This window comes from Shinella sp. M27 (assembly GCF_049199905.1).
Lineage (GTDB): Bacteria > Pseudomonadota > Alphaproteobacteria > Rhizobiales > Rhizobiaceae > Shinella.
The window spans coordinates 20874-40137 of sequence record NZ_JBLZPK010000065.1; the positions used below are offsets into that span (position 1 = coordinate 20874).

General features: G+C 62.4%; 17 protein-coding genes, 1 tRNA gene and 3 pseudogenes. 16 read left to right on the forward strand and 5 right to left on the reverse strand.

Annotated elements, in window-relative coordinates; genetic code table 11:
• Window positions 1-99 precede the first annotated feature (99 nt).
• Window positions 100-175: transfer RNA gene (locus ACOZK4_RS23885), tRNA-Phe, on the forward strand.
• A gap of 70 nt (window positions 176-245) precedes the next feature.
• On the opposite strand, the gene ACOZK4_RS23890 is transcribed toward ACOZK4_RS23885, so the two are convergent.
• Window positions 246-509: a hypothetical protein gene (locus ACOZK4_RS23890; RefSeq protein ID WP_421594203.1), complete on the reverse strand. Its 264-nt coding sequence runs from the start codon at window positions 507-509 to the stop codon at window positions 246-248.
• Between ACOZK4_RS23890 and ACOZK4_RS23895 the strand changes: the two are divergent.
• The 3 genes and pseudogenes from ACOZK4_RS23895 to ACOZK4_RS23905 form a co-directional block, all read left to right on the forward strand.
• A pseudogene (locus ACOZK4_RS23895) lies at window positions 495-782 on the forward strand (transposase); the annotation flags it as partial. The gene ACOZK4_RS23890 and the pseudogene ACOZK4_RS23895 sit on opposite strands and share 15 nt — an antisense overlap.
• 333 nt (window positions 783-1115) lie before the next feature.
• Window positions 1116-1841 (forward strand): annotated as a pseudogene (locus ACOZK4_RS23900) (Rossmann-like fold-containing protein).
• A complete protein-coding gene (locus tag ACOZK4_RS23905) occupies window positions 1826-2422 on the forward strand; it encodes an alpha-ketoglutarate-dependent dioxygenase AlkB (protein ID WP_421594204.1) in 597 nt (198 codons plus the stop codon). Before ACOZK4_RS23900 ends, ACOZK4_RS23905 begins: the two are co-directional and overlap by 16 nt.
• A 109-nt stretch (window positions 2423-2531) precedes the next feature.
• Here ACOZK4_RS23905 and ACOZK4_RS23910 read toward each other — a convergent pair whose 3' ends face one another.
• On the reverse strand, window positions 2532-3122 hold the full coding sequence (locus ACOZK4_RS23910) for a hypothetical protein (RefSeq protein ID WP_421594205.1): 591 nt from the start codon (window positions 3120-3122) through the stop codon (window positions 2532-2534).
• A gap of 26 nt (window positions 3123-3148) precedes the next feature.
• The gene (locus ACOZK4_RS23915; protein WP_313526810.1) at window positions 3149-3367 is read right to left on the reverse strand and encodes a hypothetical protein; all 219 of its coding nucleotides are present in this window, start codon (window positions 3365-3367) and stop codon (window positions 3149-3151) included.
• A gap of 220 nt (window positions 3368-3587) precedes the next feature.
• Between ACOZK4_RS23915 and ACOZK4_RS23920 the strand changes: the two genes are divergently transcribed.
• Window positions 3588-3872 (forward strand): BrnT family toxin, encoded by a 285-nt coding sequence (locus ACOZK4_RS23920; RefSeq protein WP_313526812.1) that lies wholly within the window; start codon window positions 3588-3590, stop codon window positions 3870-3872.
• Window positions 3848-4165, forward strand: a complete 318-nt coding sequence (locus ACOZK4_RS23925; protein WP_313526815.1) for a BrnA antitoxin family protein — start codon at window positions 3848-3850, stop codon at window positions 4163-4165. The genes ACOZK4_RS23920 and ACOZK4_RS23925 overlap by 25 nt, the downstream gene beginning before the upstream one ends.
• A 128-nt stretch (window positions 4166-4293) precedes the next feature.
• Here ACOZK4_RS23925 and ACOZK4_RS23930 read toward each other — a convergent pair whose 3' ends face one another.
• On the reverse strand, window positions 4294-5295 hold the full coding sequence (locus tag ACOZK4_RS23930; RefSeq protein WP_421594206.1) for an AraC family transcriptional regulator: 1002 nt from the start codon (window positions 5293-5295) through the stop codon (window positions 4294-4296).
• Between the two features lie 79 nt (window positions 5296-5374).
• Between ACOZK4_RS23930 and ACOZK4_RS23935 the strand changes: the two genes are divergently transcribed.
• The 10 genes from ACOZK4_RS23935 to ACOZK4_RS23980 all read left to right on the forward strand — a co-directional run bounded on the left by ACOZK4_RS23935 (window position 5375) and on the right by ACOZK4_RS23980 (window position 18806).
• A complete protein-coding gene (locus ACOZK4_RS23935) occupies window positions 5375-6565 on the forward strand; it encodes an MFS transporter (RefSeq protein ID WP_421594207.1) in 1191 nt (396 codons plus the stop codon).
• 123 nt (window positions 6566-6688) lie between these two features.
• Window positions 6689-7840, forward strand: a complete 1152-nt coding sequence (locus ACOZK4_RS23940) for a fumarylacetoacetate hydrolase family protein (protein WP_421594209.1) — start codon at window positions 6689-6691, stop codon at window positions 7838-7840.
• Window position 7841: 1 nt separating this feature from the next.
• On the forward strand, window positions 7842-8309 hold the full coding sequence (locus ACOZK4_RS23945; protein ID WP_421594210.1) for an Lrp/AsnC family transcriptional regulator: 468 nt from the start codon (window positions 7842-7844) through the stop codon (window positions 8307-8309).
• A 165-nt stretch (window positions 8310-8474) separates the two neighbouring features.
• Window positions 8475-11933 (forward strand): indolepyruvate ferredoxin oxidoreductase family protein, encoded by a 3459-nt coding sequence (locus ACOZK4_RS23950; RefSeq protein WP_421594212.1) that lies wholly within the window; start codon window positions 8475-8477, stop codon window positions 11931-11933.
• 37 nt (window positions 11934-11970) lie between these two features.
• Window positions 11971-13119, forward strand: a complete 1149-nt coding sequence (locus ACOZK4_RS23955) for an isovaleryl-CoA dehydrogenase (RefSeq protein WP_421594360.1) — start codon at window positions 11971-11973, stop codon at window positions 13117-13119.
• On the forward strand, window positions 13119-14726 hold the full coding sequence (locus ACOZK4_RS23960) for a carboxyl transferase domain-containing protein (RefSeq protein WP_421594213.1): 1608 nt from the start codon (window positions 13119-13121) through the stop codon (window positions 14724-14726). Before ACOZK4_RS23955 ends, ACOZK4_RS23960 begins: the two co-directional genes overlap by 1 nt.
• 13 nt (window positions 14727-14739) lie before the next feature.
• A complete protein-coding gene (locus tag ACOZK4_RS23965) occupies window positions 14740-15123 on the forward strand; it encodes a RidA family protein (RefSeq protein ID WP_421594214.1) in 384 nt (127 codons plus the stop codon).
• Between the two features lie 14 nt (window positions 15124-15137).
• Complete coding sequence (locus ACOZK4_RS23970; protein WP_421594215.1) at window positions 15138-17123, forward strand: acetyl-CoA carboxylase biotin carboxylase subunit; 1986 nt, start codon at window positions 15138-15140, stop codon at window positions 17121-17123.
• A complete protein-coding gene (locus ACOZK4_RS23975) occupies window positions 17120-17995 on the forward strand; it encodes a hydroxymethylglutaryl-CoA lyase (protein WP_421594218.1) in 876 nt (291 codons plus the stop codon). The genes ACOZK4_RS23970 and ACOZK4_RS23975 overlap by 4 nt, the downstream gene beginning before the upstream one ends.
• A 13-nt stretch (window positions 17996-18008) precedes the next feature.
• Complete coding sequence (locus ACOZK4_RS23980; protein ID WP_421594219.1) at window positions 18009-18806, forward strand: crotonase/enoyl-CoA hydratase family protein; 798 nt, start codon at window positions 18009-18011, stop codon at window positions 18804-18806.
• Here the strand turns inward: ACOZK4_RS23980 and ACOZK4_RS23985 are convergent.
• A pseudogene (locus ACOZK4_RS23985) lies at window positions 18796-19264 on the reverse strand (penicillin-binding protein 1C); the annotation flags it as partial. The gene ACOZK4_RS23980 and the pseudogene ACOZK4_RS23985 overlap by 11 nt on opposite strands.

A 19264-nucleotide genomic window follows, 5' to 3' on the forward strand; every position in this document is an offset into this window, starting at 1 on the left:
CGATAGGGGTGGACACATTTTTGCAAGATGTTATAACCCCGCTCGCTTCCGGGGCGAAACCAAACGCCCCACGGATTTCCAGCCGAAATCCACCCGGATGCCCGGATAGCTCAGTTGGTAGAGCAGCGGATTGAAAATCCGCGTGTCGGTGGTTCAAATCCGCCTCCGGGCACCACTCTAAGCCCTTATTGCGTTTATCTTTTTCCATATCCGCACCTTCCTTCATAAATCTGAGTTTGACAGATTTATGAGCCGGGTTTGACAGCTTTCGTTTTACGTTTGTTCAGCTCGACCTCGAAATCGGCCACCGCCGCACTGGCTTGGCGGGACCGATCCGCCCGCCTCAAATAGTGCTTCGCCATCGCTTCGGTGGCATGGCCGAGCACCAAGGCAATCGTGCCGTTATCCTTGCCCATCTCGGCAAGGATGGTTCCCACGGTATGGCGCAGCCCCCCCCTCCGCGTTAGCCCAGGCTGCACTGCGCCATCAATTTCGCCGATGACGCGCACGCCATCCTCATCAGGGATCAGGCAGGCTGGCACATGTCCAACAATCTCGTCGTGCCTGAAAACATCACCATCCTACCACTCCAACCGAAATCGCCGGAGCTAAACCCGGTCGAAAACCTCTGACACTTCATGCGCGAAAACTGGCTCTCAAACCGTGTCTTCAAATCCTACGACGACATCGTCGGTCACTGCTGCGATGCTTGACGAAAGCTCGGAAGCCAGCCTTGGCGCATTATATCCATCGGACGCAGAGAATGGGCGAATGAGTTTTGATCAGTGAGAAGCCGTATTATTGGATATTTCCCTAATTGAAAATTCGTGACCACCCCAAAGCCACAGGCTCGATCCCAGTTTTTCCTTACAGGGACGCAGCTGTTTAAAATTTCGCCCACCCGACTAGCTCCGGGGGATGAAAATTTTACTCACGATATTTCTCTCAATCGGGCATGAGACGCTAACGAAATTAGCCGCATGATTTCAATTCTTTAACAAAAATTGCAATTTCTCCACGACACGGAATGATTGCTTGGCCGAGAGGTTAGCGTCCTCGGCGCCATCTCTCATGAGACGCTTGTAAAAAATGAGCGGGTCATGAGGCAAGGTACGATGTCAAAGGGTGAGCATGCTGTTCGAAGGATTGCCGACAATATTGCCTGGCAAAGATTTTGGCTTTCTGCGATCGCGCTAAAACACGCTCTTGATTTTAGGTCACCCTTCGATTTTAAAGCGGCAGCGAAATCCGGGCCAACACTCCTAGTAGGAGAAGGCAACTTCAGGTTTTCCGTAGCTCTCTCGGGTTTACTGGGTAGCGCAACGTCGAACATGACGGCGACGACCTTTCAGCCAACGAATGAGTATTCAGATATTACAAGCCAAAATGCGAGAATTCTGCGGAGCAGAGGCGTCAGCACGATGGCAGGTGTCGATGCCACAAATCTATCCTAATGGTTTGGCCGAAGAAGGTTTGATTTAATCGTTCTTCAGTTCCTGAATGTCGGCAGTCGTGACCCGCGTTACGGGCGAAATCCCAACCATATCCTGGTTCGGCGTTTTCTTAAGAGTGCCGCGGCGCATCTTTCAAGCGAAGGGCAAGTCGCGATTACCGTCGTAAATAGCTCCCACTACGATGGAGCTTTTGACATGGATGGAGCGGCCGAGCGTAATGATTACGTATTGCCTGTTGCCTATCCGTTCCACTTTTCGGACTATGCCGGTTACTCGCATGTGAAGACGAAGGTCGACGGCGTTGGAGCCGTCGACGAGAGCGACGAATTTATGACCTACGTGTTTCGGTTAAAGGAGAGGAATGGCCGCAAATGGATCACGCCTTAGATGCGGCGACCCTGCCTCCGGGTGCCATATACATTAGCGAATTCCTTTCCCGAGAGGAGGAGGAGGCAATCAAAGATCGGCTCGACGCCGGCGAATGGAGCAATACGCTTAAGCGCCGCGTGCGACATTTTGGCTATCTCTATGACTATAGGGCGCGAGCCGTTACAGCAGACGCTTATCTAGGTAAGCTACCTCCGTGGCTTGAAACGCTTGCAGAACGATTGGTCACGCGCGGATATTTCGTTGATTTGCCAGATCAAGTGATCGCGAATGAGTATTTGCCGGGTCAAGGCATAAGCGCCCACGTCGATTGTGTGCCGTGTTTCGATGACACGATCATTTCAATAAGCCTTTTATCCCAATGCGAGATGATTTTTCGGGAACGGTCTAGCTCCAGATCACTTGCTGTTTTGCTCCATCCACGCTCAGGCATATTGCTGAAGGGGGCGAGCCGATATGACTGGACGCACGAAATTCCAGCCCGAAAGTCAGATGTCGTGGACGATACGAAAGCGAATCGCGGCAGAAGAATATCTCTGACGTTTCGAAAGGTTATTCAGGCTACTGGAAAACCTTTTTAAAGCAGCCCTCAGCTCCTTGCGGGTCGAGGGATGCTGTCAGTTTAGCCAACCAGTCGCTTAGCCACACGGGGAAAGCATTTTGCTGGGAGCCGTAAACGCCTAGTGAGAATTAGCGTTGCTCATCCCACCGAATTTCGAGGCTTCCTCCGAGCGCCCTTACACCTCGATTGATAGCTCTAAAATTCGGATATTTGCTGCGGTAGCCGCGGGTTTGAAAATATCTTTTCGTTCCGGCTTCCTCGTCGAAGTCGCGCATGGTCCAGCCTATATCATAACAACGGCTTCGACTTTGATCGAGCGAGATAATGCCGGTGATCTTGTAAGGCTTTTTCTTTCGCCGATAACCGTAATAGCGGGCAGCTGACTGGATTTTCCGCCAGTCCACCCCGGGGAAAACCTCGCAGAGTTCCTCTTTTCTAGCCTCCGGATAGAGTTTCCGTAGTTGCTGTCTCGCTGACCACCGCCAGGACTGCCTGGGAGGCACCAAACCTAATCTTTGGCAACGTGTTTGGATTGCCTTTTTTGATCGCGTATCCAATATCTGACGTATGGCGAAATAGTCAGGATAGAAAATCCTACAGACAAGGTCCTCTTCATCCGTCCAGATTTTATGGCCGCTGATGGTAAATCCCGAGCGCAATATTCTTGATCGCGCACGTTCGGCCGAGGCCGCGTTTCTCGCTAGATATGCCAAATCCATAGCTTGATCTCATACAAACCGGACGGCTACAGCTTCTTCACATTCATAACGCGGAAAGAATTGAATGTTCCAGCTTTGTCGGTGAAGATTTCCACGAGCGCTTTAGGTAGGCCGTTCAACTCTCTGAGCTTATACGCCAGATTAGCAAACTCAAGTTTTAGGTGGTCGATTTCCTTCGCTCGAACCTCAACAATGCGCGCCTCGATTTCGGCCTTCTGGCGAAGAAGATCATCAAGTTCAGACATTCACATCACTCCAATACGCTACTCAAACTTGAGACATTGCTAATGTTCCCGGGAATTTAGCCCGTGTCCGCTTTTATGTGGAAGAGCCAGAATGATTTCGGACGGAAAGGTTTTAAGTATTTTTCTTGGCAGCTATGTGAAGCTATTCAGCAGCCTCAGCCGCCGTGTTTCCGCGCCGTATGCGGCTTGATATCCATCATAAATGTAGTTACATTAAATCATGAAAATTGTATGGGATGAACCCAAACGGCGGGCCAACCTTGAAAAGCATGGTTTCGATTTTGCCGATGTAAGCGACTTCGATTGGGCGAGTGCCATCATTGAGGACAGCAAGCCAGATGCTTCTGGCGGAAGGCGCTTGAAGGCTATCGGTTATTTTCGGGATGGGACGGCAGCGGTCGTTTTCGCGACACTCGGAACGGAAGCTATATCGATCATCAGCTTTCGCCCTGCAAGCGACAGAGAAAGAAGGAGGCTTCCATGGCCACCAAGACCCAAAAATTGAAAACGTTCGAGCCAGGTCACGGTTATACAAAAGAAGACTGGGATGCCGTCGATTTTCCCGAGTTGACCGACGAAGAGCTTGCCAACATGCGCCCGGCGAAAGAGGTGCTGCCGCCTGAGTTTTTCAGAGCTATCGAAGAGCATCGCAGGTCGCGTGGGCGCCCATCGCTGGAGCATCCGAAAAAGCAAGTCACCCTCCGGTTGGACGAAGACGTGATTGCTAAGTTTCGAGCGAGTGGCAAAGGCTGGCAGGGCCGGATGAATGAGGCGTTACGAAAAGCTGCAGGTATATAGCCGGCTCGCAAAGTTAGCGCATTTCTAGCACATGTGCATGGCGGCTACATATAAACCAACAGCTTAGCGGATATTTCAGCCAGTTGAAAATCCGCATGTCGGTGGTTCAAGTCCGCCTCCGAGCACCATCAATTCTCCCCGATCTTCTGATTTCGAGAACCGTTTGCGGTCGTCTTCTTGCGCGTTTGTCCCGGCGGCTCGCCGACGATGCGTTTGAAGGCGCGGGCGAAGGCGGCTTGGGAGCCGAAGCCGAGGCGGCGGGCGGCGGTGTCGATGGCGAGCTTGTCGCGGCGGAACCATTGTTCGGCGAGCCGCATGCGCAGCGCCAGCACGTAGCGCTGTGGGGTAACGCCCGTTATTTCGACGAAGCGCTTGGCAAAGACCGAGCGGGAACTGCCCATTTGCCGCGCCATGTCGGCCAGCGTCCAGCTGCGGCCGGGCTCGCGGTGCAGCGCGGCGATGACGCGGCCGAGGCGCGGGTCGCGCAAAGCCTCGATCCAGCCGGTCGCATCGCCGCAGCCGCATTCCACCCAGCCGCGCACGATGGAGGCGGCGATGACATCGGCAAGGCGGGCGAGGATGCCGGCCGAGCCGACGCGTTCCTCCGCCATTTCCCGCTCCATCGCTCCCAGAAGCGGCATCAGTTCCGGCTGGCGACCGATCAGCGCGCCGACGGACATGATTTGCGGCATCAGGCCAACGAGCGGGTGCAGCGTATCCAGTTCGAATTCCATGCGGCCGGTGAAGATGAGCGTGTCATTTTCGCGGCTGGTTTCCTTGATACAGGCTTCCACCGCCTCGACTTCGGGACAGAGCGGCTTGTGCGTATAGCTCTCGTAGTCGCGCATCCGGGCATTCGGGCCGGTGACGATTTCGTGTGTCTCGCCGCGTGGCAAAAGCACCGCATCGCCACAGCCGAGAGGACGGTCGGCGTCGCCCGGCGCACGCAACAACACCTTGCCGCGCGCGATGAAGTGGAAACGGGCCTCCGGTCCCGCGGGAAAGCGGATGCCGAAGGGCGGGGTTAGTTGCAGGCGGCCATAGCTGGCGCCGCGCAGGCGCATGCCCATCAGAAGCTCGCTGACGGGATCATTCGCATTTTGGGTCGGGTCGGACGATCGATCAAACATTGCGGATAAAATGGCATTGTACGTCCCGTGTTTCAACCCACCTTTTCAGCACGCACCTGCAACAGGAAAGGGATGGCAGATGACGGATGCAACAATAGCAGTGCCCGAGAGCGAGGCCGAGGCCCGCCCGGCCTGGGGAGCCGTGCTCGCCATGACGCTCGGCGTGTTCGGGCTGGTCGGGGCGGAATTCCTGCCGGCAAGCCTTTTGACGCCCATGGCGGGCGATCTCGGGATTTCCGAGGGCATGGCGGGGCAGGCGGTGACGGCGACGGCCGCAGTCGCGCTGGTGACGAGCCTTGTCATTACCGTGGTGACGCGCAAACTCGACCGGCGGCTGGTGCTGCTCGGACTTTCGGTGCTGTTGATCTTCTCCAACCTGCTTGTGGCGATGTCGTCGAACCTGCCCATGCTGCTGGCCGGCCGCGTGCTGCTCGGCATGGCGCTCGGCGGTTTCTGGACGCTTTCGGCGGCGACCATGATGCGGCTGGTGCCGGAGGCTTTGGTGGCGAAGGCGTTGTCGGTCATGTTCCTCGGTGTATCCTTGGCGACGGTCTTTGCCGCCCCGGTCGGCAGCTATGTCGGCGATATCGTCGGCTGGCGGAATGTTTTCCTGGGGGCGGCCGTGCTCGGCGCACTGGCGCTGGTGGTGCAGCTTGCGACGCTACCCGCGCTGCCGCCGCGTGGCCATTCGCGCTTCGGCACGCTGGTGGAGGTGCTGGCCCGGCCGGGCGTCGGTTTTGCCATGCTGGCGATCCTGCTGGTCTTCACCGGCCACTTCGCCTTCTTCACCTATATCCGGCCGTTCCTGGAAACGGTGACGGGTGTCGGCGTCGAGGGCGTTTCGGCCGTATTGCTCGGCTTCGGCATCGCCACCTTCTTCGGCAATTATCTCGGCGCCGTGCTGCTCGAACGGTCCATGCGCTTCACGCTGACGATCATGCCGCTCGTAATGGGGACCCTCGCCCTCTCGCTTTCCGCTTTCGGCGGCAGCCTTGCCGGCGATGCGGCGATGGTCGCGCTCTGGGGCCTCGCCTTCGGCGCGGTGCCGGTCGCCTGGTCGACCTGGATTACGCGGGCGGTGCCGGATGAAGCGGAAAGTGCGGGTGGCCTCTTCGTTGCCGCGATCAACTTCGCGATTGCGACGGGAGCGGCGGCCGGTGGTGCCTTGTTCGATGCCAATGGCGTATCGAGCGTCTTTGTCGCCAGCGGCGTCGCTCTCTTCCTCGCGGCCCTCACCATCGTCTCGACGGTGCGCACAAAGCCTGCCTGATCGTTCGGGATGGCGGCGCCTCGTCGCCATCCCTCCGCTCGTTTCGGCGTTCTCATTCCTGCCCTGTTCCCGTCCTGCCTTTTCGCGTTACAACGTCCACCGAGGATTTTGGAGGAGCGGCGCGTGACGGCAGGTGATTTTTCGCGGGGGACGTTTGTCGGGCGCGTCTGGCGGCCGGATGTGCAGGGGCCGGCGGTGGTGGTGCTGAGAGATGGCAGGCTCTGCGACATCACCTCGAAAGACGTTCCGACCATGCGGGACCTGCTGGAGAAGGACGACCCGGTCGCGATTGCGCGCGCGGCACCCTGCGAAACGCTCGGCACGCTCGATGCCGTGGTGGAGGCTTCTATCGAAGGCGCCGGCAATTTTTCGCACTTGCATCTTCTGGCCCCCTGCGATCTGCAAGCCGTGAAAGCCTGCGGTGTGACCTTCGCCCGTTCGATGATCGAGCGTGTCATCGAGGAGAAGGCAGCCGGCAATCCGGCGCTGGCGCAAAAGGTGCGCGGGCGGGTCACCGCGATCATCGGCGATAGCCTGCGCGATCTGAAGGCGGGCTCGGACGCGGCCGCCAAGGTCAAGGCGGCGTTGATCGAGGAGGGAGTCTGGTCGCAATATCTCGAAGTCGGCATCGGGCCGGATGCGGAGGTGTTCACCAAGGCGCCGGTGTTGTCGTCCGTCGGTTGGGGCGCATCGGTGGGGCTGCACCCGATCTCGAAGTGGAACAATCCAGAGCCGGAAATCGTGCTGGCTGTCGATAGTGCAGGCCGCGTCAAGGGCGCGGCGCTCGGCAACGATGTGAACCTGCGCGATGTCGAGGGGCGCTCGGCGCTGCTGCTCGGCAAGGCGAAGGACAACAATGCATCCTCCGCCATCGGCCCTTTCATCCGACTGTTCGACGAAACCTATTCCATCGAAGACGTGCGTAAGGCAGATCTCGATCTCCTGATCGAGGGCGAGGATGGGTTCGTGCTGAAGGGCCGCAGCACGATGCGCGAGATCAGCCGCGACCCGCTCGATCTCGTTGCGCAAACCATCGGCAAGCACCATCAATATCCCGATGGGTTCATGCTGTTCATGGGCACGCTGTTTGCTCCGGTCGAGGATCGCGATGCGCCGGGACAGGGCTTCACGCACAAGACGGGTGACCGCGTGGTGATCTCCAATGCGGAGCTGGGGTCGCTTGCCAATACGGTGCGGCTTTCCACCGAATGCCCGCCCTGGACCTTCGGCATTGCCGCGCTGATGCGCAATCTCTCCGCGCGCGGACTGCTTTGACATGGCCGAAAGCGCGCTGGACGAGACGAGCCGCAAGATCCTGCGCCTCCTGCAAAGCGAGCCGGAGCTGACGGTCGCCGAGATCGGCGAGCGCGTCGGCCTGAGCCACACGCCGTGCTGGCGGCGCATCAAGGAGATGGAAAAGCAGGGCATTATCCGCGGCCGCATCATTGCCGTCGAGCCAAGAATGGTCGGCTTCGAGGTCTCGGTCTTCTGCTTCGTGCGCCTGAAGCAGCATGACGAGGCGACGCTGCTGGAGTTCGAAAAGGCCGTGAAGAACATGCCCGAGGTCGTGCAATGCTACTCTATGACCGGCGACCACGACTATGTGCTGCGCGTGCTGACGAGCAGTGTCAGGCAATATGAGGAGATCCTGAAGAAGGCGCTGCTGCGGCTTCCCGGCGTCGGTTTCGTCAATTCCAGCTTCGCGCTCGACGAGTTGAAGAACACGCATCGCGTTCCGATCTGACGCCGCAATAGGATGGCTTTGCATTTGCCGGCCGCTTTTGCGGACGGTATCCCAAAACGATGATTTTTCAGGGTCAAAATAAGGACCCGCTCCTCCCAATCCCTGCGTAAGCTCCTACATTATGGAGGATGGCTTTCGTGGAGGAGGGCCATCGAGGAGGAAGTCATGCTGAAGCAGAGCTTTTCTCTCGAGGACAAGTATACGGCGGAAAGTGGGAGGATCTTCCTTTCCGGCATTCAGGCGCTGGTGCGCCTGCCGATCGTTCAGATGCGGCGCGATCGCGCCGCGGGCCTGAACACCGCCGCATTCATCTCGGGTTATCGCGGATCGCCGCTTGGCGGCTACGACCAGCAGCTGGCGAAAGCCGGCAAGCATCTGGCGGCGCACGCCATCGTGTTCCGGCCCGGTGTCAACGAGGATCTCGCCGCCACCGCCGTCTGGGGCACTCAGCAGCTGCACCTGTCGCCCGGCGCGCGTTACGACGGCGTCGCCGGCTATTGGTACGGCAAGGGGCCGGGCGTGGACCGCTGCGGCGACGTCCTGAAACACGCCAACGCCGCCGGCACCTCGAAACATGGCGGCGTGCTCTGTTTTGCCGGCGACGACCATTCGGCGAAATCGTCCTCCATCCCGCACCAGTCCGACCACGCCTTCATGTCGGCGGTCATTCCGGTGCTCTACCCGTCGTCCATCCACGAATTCGTCGAATACGGCCTGCTCGGCACGGCCATGTCGCGTTATTCCGGCTGCTGGGTCGGCATGAAGTTCATCTCCGATACGGTCGAAACGACCGCCTCGGTGGCCCTTGCCGGCGAGCGCCGCCAGTTCGTCATTCCCCAGGATTTCGAGTTGCCGCCGGGCGGTCTCAACCTGCGCTGGCCCGATCCACCATTGCCGCAGGATGAGCGTCTCCAGACCTACAAGGGCTATGCGGCCATCGCCTTTGCCCGCGCCAACAAGGTGGACGAGGTGACGCATGACGTGCCGCGCGCCCGCTTCGGCATCATTGCCTCGGGCAAGGCCTATGAGGATGTGCTGCAGGCGCTGAAGGAGCTGTCGCTCGGCCCGGCCGAGATGGCCGAGATCGGCATGCGCATCTACAAGGTCCGCATGCCCTGGCCGCTGGAGCCGGAGGGCGTGCGCGAATTTTCGCAGGGACTGGAGGAGGTGCTCGTCGTCGAGGAACGGCGCGAGATCATCGAAAACCAGATCAAGCAGCAGCTCTTCAACTGGCACCATGGCGAGCGGCCGCGCATCATCGGCAAGTTCGACCATGACGACCATGCGTTCCTGCCGCTGTCGCAGGCGCTGACGGTCGGCATGGTGGCACGGGCGATTGCCGCGCGGCTCCTGCATTTCGACTTCGACGCCGGCCTCAAGAAACTGATTTCCGACGAGCTCGCCTATCTCCTCGAGCGCGAAAAGATCCGCAAGACGCATGCCGCGCCCATCGAGCGCGTGCCCTATTTCTGCTCCGGCTGTCCGCACAACACCTCCACCAAGGTGCCGGAAGGCAGTCGCGCGACGGCAGGCATCGGCTGTCACTACATGGTGCAGTGGATGGATCGCGACACCGCAACCTTCACCCATATGGGCGCCGAGGGCGTGCCGTGGTCGGGCATCGCGCCTTTCACCGACGAGAAGCACATCTTCGTCAATCTCGGCGACGGCACCTATTACCATTCGGGCATTCTGGCGATCCGCCAGTCGGTCGCCGCCCGCGTCAACATCACCTACAAGATCCTCTATAACGACGCGGTGGCGATGACCGGCGGCCAGGCCGTCGATGGGCCGATCAGCCCCGAGGGTGTGACGCGCCAGCTCTTCGACGAGGGCGTCGAGCCGATCTACCTCGTCTCCGACCACCCGGAAGCCTATTCGCCCTCCATGCTCGCACCCGGCACCATCGTGCGCCACCGCGACGAGCTGGACCGGGTGATGCGCGACATCAGAGAGGCTCCCGGCTGTTCGGCCATCGTCTATGTGCAGACTTGTGCGGCCGAAAAGCGCCGCCGGCGGTCGCGCGGCCTGATGGAAGACCCGCCGGTCCGGCTGATGATCAATCCCGCCGTCTGCGAAGGCTGCGGCGACTGTTCCACCCAGTCGAACTGCGTCTCCGTCGAGCCGCTCGACACGGAACTCGGCCGCAAGCGCAAGATCAACCAGTCGACCTGCAACAAGGACTATTCCTGCCTCAAGGGTTTCTGCCCGTCCTTCGTGATGGTGGAGGGCGGCCGGCTGCGCAAGGCGGCGCGCTCCAACCCCGACATGACCGGCATCTCGGACCCCGATATCGTCAAGATCGGCGATCGGTCCTACAATATCGCCATCGCCGGCATAGGCGGCACGGGCATCCTGACGATCAGCGCCATCCTCGGCATGGCCGCGCATCTCGACGGCAAGTCGCCGATGATCCTCGACATGGCCGGTCTCGCCCAGAAAGGTGGTGCCGTCATGAGCCACCTGCGTATCGGCCTGCACGATCAGGACGTCTCCTCTCCGCGCATCATCACCGGCGGTGCGGATCTGCTGATCGCCGCCGACGACGTGGTGGCTTCCTCGAAGGATGCGGTGACGCTCTGCGACCATCACCGCACGGCGGGCGTGGTCAACACGCGGCTGACGCCGGTCGCCGATTTCGTGCGCAAGCGCGACTTCGATTTCCGCCGACGCGATGTGGAGAGCACGGTGCGCGCGGCGTTGCGCGAGACCTCCACCCTGCTCGATTTCACGACGGTTGCCGAAAAGGTCGCCGGCAATGCAATGGCGACGAATATCCTGATGACCGGCTATGCCTGGCAGAAGGGGCTGATCCCGCTCACCCACCAGTCGATCGAACAGGCGATCGCACTCAATGGCGTGGCCGTCGATGCGACGCTCTCCGCCTTCGGCTGGGGCCGCCTCATCGCCGCCGACCCTGCCCGTGCCGAGCGCCTGCTGCATCCCGGCAAGCCCGTCGCGACGCTGGAGACGATGCCGACGGCAGACCTGATCACCCACCGCGAAAAACATCTGACCGCCTATCAGAACGCAGCGCTGGCCGACCGCTACAGGGCGCTGGTGGAGCGTGTGCGGGAGGCGGAAAAGGCGCTCGGCCCGGATGATCGGCTGCTGCGCACGGTCGCCCATGTCTACGCTCAGCTCCTTGCCTACAAGGATGAATACGAGGTCGCTCGGCTCTTCACCGACCCGGCCTTCAAGGCCGGCCTCGCCGAGCAGTTCGACGGCAATTACAAGATCGCCTTCAACCTCGCCCCGCCTTTCCTGAAGGGTGAGGATGCCAATGGCCGTCCGCGCAAACGCCGCTTTGGCCGTTGGATGCTGCCGGCCTTCGGTGTGCTGGCAAGCCTCAAGGGCCTGCGTGGCACGGCCTTCGATCCGTTCGGCCGCACCGCCGAGCGCCGCATGGAGCGCCAGCTCATCGCCGATTACGAGGCCTTGGTCGCGCATGTGCTGCACAACCTTCGCCGCGACAATCTCGACGCCGCCGCGGCACTGCTTTCGCTTTACGGTGAGATCAGGGGCTACGGCCCCGTCAAGGAGGAGGCGGCAAAGCGCGTGAAGGCGCGCGAGGCCGAAAAGCGCGCGGCCTTCGACAGAACAGAGGAAAAGGCAATCGCCTGACGATTGTAAGTGGAGGGTGGACATGTACGATGCCGGCATGAGCTTCGGGCTTGGAGAGGATATCGAGGCGCTCAGGGAAAGCGTGCGGCGTTTCGCGACGGATCGCATCGCGCCGCAGGCCGCCGAAATCGACCGAAGCAACAACTTCCCCATGCCGCTCTGGCGCGAAATGGGCGATCTCGGCCTGCTCGGCATCACGGCACCCGAAGGGTTTGGTGGTTCCGGCATGGGCTATCTTGCCCATTGCGTGGCGATGGAGGAGATCAGCCGCGCCTCGGCCTCGGTCGGCCTGAGCTACGGCGCCCATTCCAATCTCTGCGTCAACCAGCTCGTGCGCAACGCATCGCCGGCGCAGCGCGAAAAATACCTGCCGAAGCTGATTTCCGGCGAACATGTCGGCGCACTCGCCATGTCCGAGCCGGGGGCGGGGTCCGACGTCGTCTCGATGAAGCTGCGCGCCGACAAGCGCGGCGACCGCTATGTGCTGAACGGCAACAAGATGTGGATCACCAACGGGCCGGATGCGGATGTGCTGGTGGTCTATGCCAAGACCGATCTCGAAGCCGGCCCGCGCGGCATCACCGCCTTCCTCATCGAGAAGGATTTTGCCGGTTTTTCGACCGCCCAGAAGCTCGACAAGCTCGGCATGCGCGGTTCCAACACCGGCGAACTCGTCTTCACCGATTGCGAGGTGCCGGAGGAGAACGTGATGGGCACGACCGGGCGCGGCGTCAACGTGCTGATGTCGGGTCTCGATTATGAGCGCGTCGTGCTCTCCGGCGGCCCGCTCGGCATCATGGCCGCCTGCCTCGATGTGGTCGTGCCCTATATCCATGAGCGAAAGCAGTTCGACCGCCCCATCGGCGAGTTTCAGCTGATGCAGGGCAAGGTCGCCGATATGTATGTCGCGTTGAACGCCTGCCGCGCTTACGTCTATGCCGTCGCTGCCGCCTGCGACCGTGGCGAGACGACCCGCAAGGACGCTGCCGGCTGCATCCTCTATTCCGCCGAGATGGCGACGAAGCTGGCGCTCGAGGCCATCCAGTCGCTGGGCGGCAACGGCTATATCAACGACTACCCGACCGGCCGCCTGCTGCGCGACGCCAAACTCTACGAGATCGGCGCCGGCACCTCCGAAATCCGCCGTATGCTCATCGGCCGTGAAATCTTTCAGGAGACGCTGTAATGCCGGTCATCCCCTCGGCCGTGAACACCCGCAGCGAGATTTTTGCGGCAAACCGCAAGGCGATGCTCGACGCGCTGAAGCTGGTCGAGGAAGCCGCAAGCCTCGCCATGGATGGCGGCGGGGCGAAGGCGCGGGAACGCCATGTTGCGCGCGGCAAGCTGCTGCCGCGCGAGCGCGTCGCGCAATTGCTTGATCCTGGCTCGCCCTTCCTCGAAATCGGTCTCACCGCCGGTCACGGTCTCTATGATGGCGCCTCGCCCTCCGGCGGCATGATCGCGGGCATCGGCCGGGTCTCCGGCCGCGAGTGCATGATCGTCTGCAACGATGCGACGGTGAAGGGCGGCACCTACTATCCGATTACCGTGAAGAAGCATCTGCGCGCGCAGGAGATTGCGGCGGAAAACCGGCTGCCCTGCATCTATCTCGTCGATTCCGGCGGCGCCAATCTGCCGAACCAGGACGAGGTCTTTCCCGACCGCGATCATTTCGGCCGCATCTTCTACAATCAGGCGCAGATGTCCGCCGCCGGCATTCCGCAGGTCGCCGTCGTGATGGGCAGCTGCACGGCGGGCGGCGCCTATGTGCCAGCGATGAGCGACGAGACCGTCATCGTCGAGAACCAGGGCACGATCTTCCTCGCCGGCCCGCCGCTGGTGAAGGCTGCGACGGGCGAGGTGGTGACGGCGGAAGACCTGGGTGGCGGCGACGTGCACACCCGCCTGTCCGGCGTCGCCGACCACCTCGCGCGCGACGACCGCCATGCGCTCGTCATCGCCCGCCAGATCGCCGCCAATCTCAACACGCGTAAGCCGGAGATTACGAAATCCGGTGATGGCGACGCGCCGCTCTACGATCCCGAAGAGCTGCTCGGCATCGTGCCGGCCGATACGCGCACGCACTATGACGTACGCGAAGTCATCGCCCGCGTGGTCGATGGCTCGCGTTTCGACGAGTTCAAGGCCCGCTTCGGCACCACGCTCGTCTGTGGCCTCGCGGCCCTGCATGGCCTGCCCGTCGGCATCATTGCCAACAATGGAGTGCTGTTCTCCGAGGCCGCGCTGAAGGGTGCGCATTTCATCGAGCTCTGCGCCCAGCGCGGCATCCCGCTCGTCTTCCTGCAGAATATCACCGGCTTCATGGTCGGCCGCAGATACGAGGCGGAGGGCATCGCAAAGAATGGTGCCAAGCTTGTCACCGCCGTCGCCACCGCGAATGTGCCGAAGCTCACGGTGCTGATCGGCGGCTCCTATGGCGCCGGCAATTACGGCATGTGCGGGCGGGCTTATTCGCCGCGTTTCCTCTGGACCTGGCCGAACAGCCGCATCGCCGTGATGGGCGGCGAGCAGGCGGCCGGCGTGCTGGCGACCGTCCGGCGCGAGGGCATCGAGCGCACGGGCGGCAGCTGGAGCACTGAGGAGGAGGCCGCCTTCAAGCAGCCGACCATCGACATGTTCGCCCGCCAGAGCCACCCGCTTTACGCTTCGGCGCGGCTCTGGGACGACGGCATCGTCGATCCGCGCAAGACGCGCGACGTGCTGGCGCTCTCGCTTTCCGCTGCGCTCAATGCGCCCATAGAGCCTACCCGTTTCGGCATCTTCAGAATGTAGAGGAGGCAATGTCATGAACCGCGAAACCATCAATGCCAAGACCGCACCCGTCCCGCGCGGCGGCTATTCGCAGGCCGTGAAGATTACGGATTTCAAGACGCTGCTGTTCATCAGCGGCCAGATTCCCGTGTCCGACGACGACAAGGTGCCGGAGAGTTTCGAGGATCAGGCACGGCTTGTCTGGCGCAATATCGACGCGCAGCTGAAGGCCGCCGGAATGAGCAAGGCCGATCTCGTCAAGGTCACGACCTTTCTGTCCGACCGGCATCACACCGCAGCCAACCGCGAGATCCGCAGCGAATATCTCGGCGCCATCGCGCCGGCGATGAGCGTCGTCATCGCCTCGATCTTCGACGAGAAATGGCTGCTCGAAGTCGAAGCCATCGCAGCGCAATGAGAGCCGGAGCCGGGATGTTCAGGAAAATCCTCATCGCCAACCGAGGCGAAATCGCCTGCCGCGTCATCCGCACTGCAAGGCGCATGGGCGTGGCGACGGTCGCCGTCTATTCCGACGCCGACCGTGATGCGCTGCATGTCGAAATGGCCGACGAGGCCATCCGCATCGGCCCGGCGGAAGCCGCGAAAAGCTACCTGAACAGTGCCGCGATCATCGAGGCGGCCAAGGCGAGCGGCGCGCAGGCGGTGCATCCGGGCTACGGTTTCCTCTCGGAAAACCCTGATTTCGTCGAGGCGGTGGAATCAGCCGGCCTCGTTTTCATCGGCCCCTCGGCCAATGCCATCCGCGCCATGGGCCTGAAGGATGCTGCCAAGGCCCTGATGGAAAAGGCGGGCGTGCCTGTCGTGCCCGGCTATCACGGCGAAAAACAGGATGCGGCCTTCCTTGCCGGTGAGGCGGAAGCCATCGGCTATCCCGTGCTGATCAAGGCGCGTGCCGGCGGCGGCGGCAAGGGCATGCGGCGGGTGGAGCAGCCGGCCGATTTCGCCGCCGCCCTGGAAAGCGCCCGCCGCGAGGGCGAGAGCGCCTTCGGCGACGGCCGCGTGCTCGTCGAAAAATACATGGCCAAGCCCCGCCATATCGAAGTGCAGGTCTTCGGTGACGGGCATCGCAATGTCGTGCATCTCTTCGAGCGCGACTGCTCGCTGCAACGCCGCCACCAGAAGGTCATCGAGGAAGCACCGGCGCCCGGCATGACGGCGGAGATGCGCGCGGCGATGGGGCAGGCAGCCTTGCGCGCGGCCGCCGCCATCGGCTACAGCGGTGCGGGCACGGTGGAGTTCATCGCCGACGTTTCCGAGGGGCTGCGGCAGGACCGTTTCTACTTCATGGAGATGAACACGCGCCTCCAGGTCGAGCATCCCGTGACGGAGGCCATCACCGGCCTTGATCTCGTGGAATGGCAGCTGCGTGTCGCGGCCGGCGAGCCATTGCCGAAGCGGCAGGAGGAGCTGGCCATCGATGGCTGGGCCTTCGAGGCGCGGCTTTATGCGGAAAACCCGGCGCGCGACTTTCTCCCCGCGACCGGCCGCCTGACGGTTTTCGACGTGCCGGATGGCGCCCGCATCGATTCCGGCGTGCGGGCCGGCGATGTCATCACGCCCTTCTACGATCCGATGATCGCCAAGGTCATTACCCACGACCGCAGCCGCACGGAGGCGCTTTCCAGGCTGGAGACGGCGCTGGAACAATGCCGCGTCGGCGGGCTGACGACCAATGCCGGCTTTCTCGTCCGCCTCTGCCGCAATCCGGCCTTTGCCGCAGGCGATGTCGATACCGGGCTGATCGGCCGCGCCGGCGAAATCCTGCTGGCCGATCCCGATGCGCCGGAAGAGGTTTTCGCGCTCGCTGCTCTTTCGGCGCTTGGCTTTCTCAAGGTTTCGGATGATCTGGATCCATGGGGGCAAATCCGCGGTTTCCGCCTCTGGGGTGCATCCGCGCAGACCGTCTTTCTCGACCATGGCGGCGCAGAACATGCATTGCGCGTAACGGTGCTCGACAGCGACCGCTTCCGGGTCGAGCACAACGACATGGAGACGGAGCTTCGCGTGCAATCGGCGGACGGCCGTTCGGTTCGTGCCGATTTCGAGGGACGCGTGTTTTCCGCGACGGTCCACCGCGACGGCAACGACATCGCCGTCTTCTTCGGCGGCCACGGCCATGCCTTCGCGCTTGCCGAAGAGGCCGGTCATCATGGCGAGGCTGCGTCCGGCGGCGACCGGCTTGTCGCGCCGATGCCCGGATTGGTGCGCATCGTCTCGGCCGAGCCGGGTGCGCGCGTCGCCAAGGGCGATGCGCTGGTCACCATGGAGGCGATGAAGATGGAACTGGTGCTGGCCGCGCCTCGCGATGGCGTGGTGGCCACGCTTCCCGTGGCGGTGGGCGATCAGGTGGCGGAAGGTGCTCTGCTGCTGTCGCTCGAGCCCGAGGAGGCGGCGTGACCGGGCGCATTGACATCGTCGAAATGGCCGCCCGCGACGGGCTGCAGAACGAGAAGGCGATCATCCCGTCCGCCGACAAGATCGCGCTGATCGACCAGCTGTCCGAGTGCGGTTTTTCCCGCATCGAGGCGACGAGTTTCGTCAGCCCCAAATGGGTGCCGCAACTGGCCGATGGCGCTGCGGTCATGGCCGGCATAAAGCGCCGGCCCGGCATTTCCTATGCGGCTCTGGTGCCCAACATGAAGGGCTATGAGGCGGCGAAGGCGGCCGGTGTCGATGAGGTTGCCGTCTTCCTCTCGGCCTCCGAAGGCTTTTCCCGTGCGAACCTGAACTGCTCGATTGCCGAAAGCATCGAGCGCGCCCGGCCGGTGGCGGAAGCGGCGAAGGCGGATGGCATTCTGCTGCGCGGTTATGTCAGCTGTGTCGTGCAATGCCCCTATGACGGGCCGGTGGAGCCCTGCGCGGTGGCGCGCGTAACGGGGCAGCTGCTGCGCCTCGGCTGCCATGAGGTGAGCCTTGGCGATACGATCGGCCGCGCGCGCCCGTCCGAGGTGGCCGCCATGCTGGACGTCGTGCTCGCCGTCGCCTTCCCGGAAAATCTCGCCGGCCATTTTCACGATACGAACGGGCTGGCGCTCGACAATATCCGCGTGGCGCTCGATCATGGGCTGACGGTCTTCGATGCCTCGGTCGGCGGTCTCGGCGGCTGCCCCTATGCGCCGGGCGCGCGCGGCAATGTCGATACGCTCGCCGTTGCCGACATGCTGGCGGCGGAGGGTTATGAAACCGGGCTTAACCGCGAGAAGCTGGCGGCTGCCGCGGCCTTCGCGCGGCGCATCACCGGCAAGGGCGATATCCGCAAAAGTGCGTAACGGAGGGAGAGCCATGCATTTCGAAACCATCTCTGTATCCGTCGATCGCCGCGGCGTGGCGGCTCTCACCTTGCGCCGGCACGCGCAGCACAATGCGCTGTCGGGCCTGATGATCCGCGAGCTCACGACCGTTGCCGGTCTGCTCGGCGAGGATAAGGCGGTGCGCGTCGTCGTGCTGACCGGCGAGGGCGAAAGCTTTTGCGCGGGCGGCGATCTCAACTGGATGAAAGAGCAGATCGCCGCGAGCCGCGAGGCGCGCATCGCCGAAGCACGCCGCCTCGCCTTGATGCTGAAGGCGCTGCGCGACCTGCCAAAACCGCTGATCGCCCGCGTCAACGGCCAGGCCTATGGTGGCGGCGTCGGCCTGATCAGCGTCTGTGATACCGCGATTGCCGCGGAGGGCGCGCGCTTCGGCCTGACGGAAACCCGGCTCGGCCTCATTCCGGCGACGATCAGCCCCTATGTCGCCGCCCGCATCGGCCCCGCCGCCTTCCTGCGCTTTGCGACATCCGCGCGCTTGTTCGATGCACCGGTAGCTCACGACATCGGTCTCGTCAGCGGCGTCGTCGCACCCGAGGCGCTGGACGAGGTGGTCGAGGCGGAGATCAAGCCCTATTTCGCAACCTCCCCGGAGGCCGTCGCGGCGACGAAGGCGCTGGCCCATGCGCTTGCGGCGCCGATCGACGATGCCGTCATCGAGATGACGCTGACGCGGCTTGCCGATACCTGGGAAACGCCGGAAGCGGCGGAGGGCATAGCGGCCTTCCTGGACAAACGCAAGGCGAACTGGGTGCCCGAGCCTACTCGATAAACACCCGGACACTCGCCGCCCGCCCGGCGGCATCGATCACCGTCAGCGTCGAGAAACCGGCGCCTTCCGGCATCCACTGCGTCGTGCGCCGGCGCGCGGCGTCCGGCAGCACCTTGCCGTTGGCAAGCCAGCGGAAGGGCGCGCGGCCGCCCTGGAGTTTGAGCACGAGGGGCGAGATCTCGGAGCCGGTGGTGGCGCCGAGTTCGACATGCGCACCCTCCGGCGGATAGATGATCTGCGGCGCCGGCTCCCGCGCCACCACCGTGACCAGCCCGCTCGCCGTCGTCGAGAAGCGGCGCAGGCTGGCCGGCAGTTCGGATTGCGCGATGCGCAGCGCCCCGGCCGGCGCGCGGGGAAGCGCGGTGATGGCAATGCCGGAGCGGGCGAAGGCTTCGAAGAGAATGGGGGCGGCCGCACCATAGCCGGTCAGGCCGGGCACCGCGCCGTTGTCGGCGCGG

Excerpts from the sequence above, each read along its gene's own strand:
- ACOZK4_RS23905 (WP_421594204.1), top strand. The coding sequence starts at position 1,826 with ATGGATCACGCCTTAGATGCGGCGACCCTGCCTCCGGGTGCCATATAC.
- ACOZK4_RS23910 (WP_421594205.1), bottom strand. The coding sequence starts at position 3,122 with ATGGATTTGGCATATCTAGCGAGAAACGCGGCCTCGGCCGAACGTGCG.
- ACOZK4_RS23915 (WP_313526810.1), bottom strand. The coding sequence starts at position 3,367 with ATGTCTGAACTTGATGATCTTCTTCGCCAGAAGGCCGAAATCGAGGCG.
- ACOZK4_RS23920 (WP_313526812.1), top strand. The coding sequence starts at position 3,588 with ATGAAAATTGTATGGGATGAACCCAAACGGCGGGCCAACCTTGAAAAG.
- ACOZK4_RS23925 (WP_313526815.1), top strand. The coding sequence starts at position 3,848 with ATGGCCACCAAGACCCAAAAATTGAAAACGTTCGAGCCAGGTCACGGT.
- ACOZK4_RS23930 (WP_421594206.1), bottom strand. The coding sequence starts at position 5,295 with ATGTTTGATCGATCGTCCGACCCGACCCAAAATGCGAATGATCCCGTC.
- ACOZK4_RS23935 (WP_421594207.1), top strand. The coding sequence starts at position 5,375 with ATGACGGATGCAACAATAGCAGTGCCCGAGAGCGAGGCCGAGGCCCGC.
- ACOZK4_RS23945 (WP_421594210.1), top strand. The coding sequence starts at position 7,842 with ATGGCCGAAAGCGCGCTGGACGAGACGAGCCGCAAGATCCTGCGCCTC.
- ACOZK4_RS23950 (WP_421594212.1), top strand. The coding sequence starts at position 8,475 with ATGCTGAAGCAGAGCTTTTCTCTCGAGGACAAGTATACGGCGGAAAGT.
- ACOZK4_RS23955 (WP_421594360.1), top strand. The coding sequence starts at position 11,971 with ATGAGCTTCGGGCTTGGAGAGGATATCGAGGCGCTCAGGGAAAGCGTG.
- ACOZK4_RS23960 (WP_421594213.1), top strand. The coding sequence starts at position 13,119 with ATGCCGGTCATCCCCTCGGCCGTGAACACCCGCAGCGAGATTTTTGCG.
- ACOZK4_RS23965 (WP_421594214.1), top strand. The coding sequence starts at position 14,740 with ATGAACCGCGAAACCATCAATGCCAAGACCGCACCCGTCCCGCGCGGC.
- ACOZK4_RS23970 (WP_421594215.1), top strand. The coding sequence starts at position 15,138 with ATGTTCAGGAAAATCCTCATCGCCAACCGAGGCGAAATCGCCTGCCGC.
- ACOZK4_RS23980 (WP_421594219.1), top strand. The coding sequence starts at position 18,009 with ATGCATTTCGAAACCATCTCTGTATCCGTCGATCGCCGCGGCGTGGCG.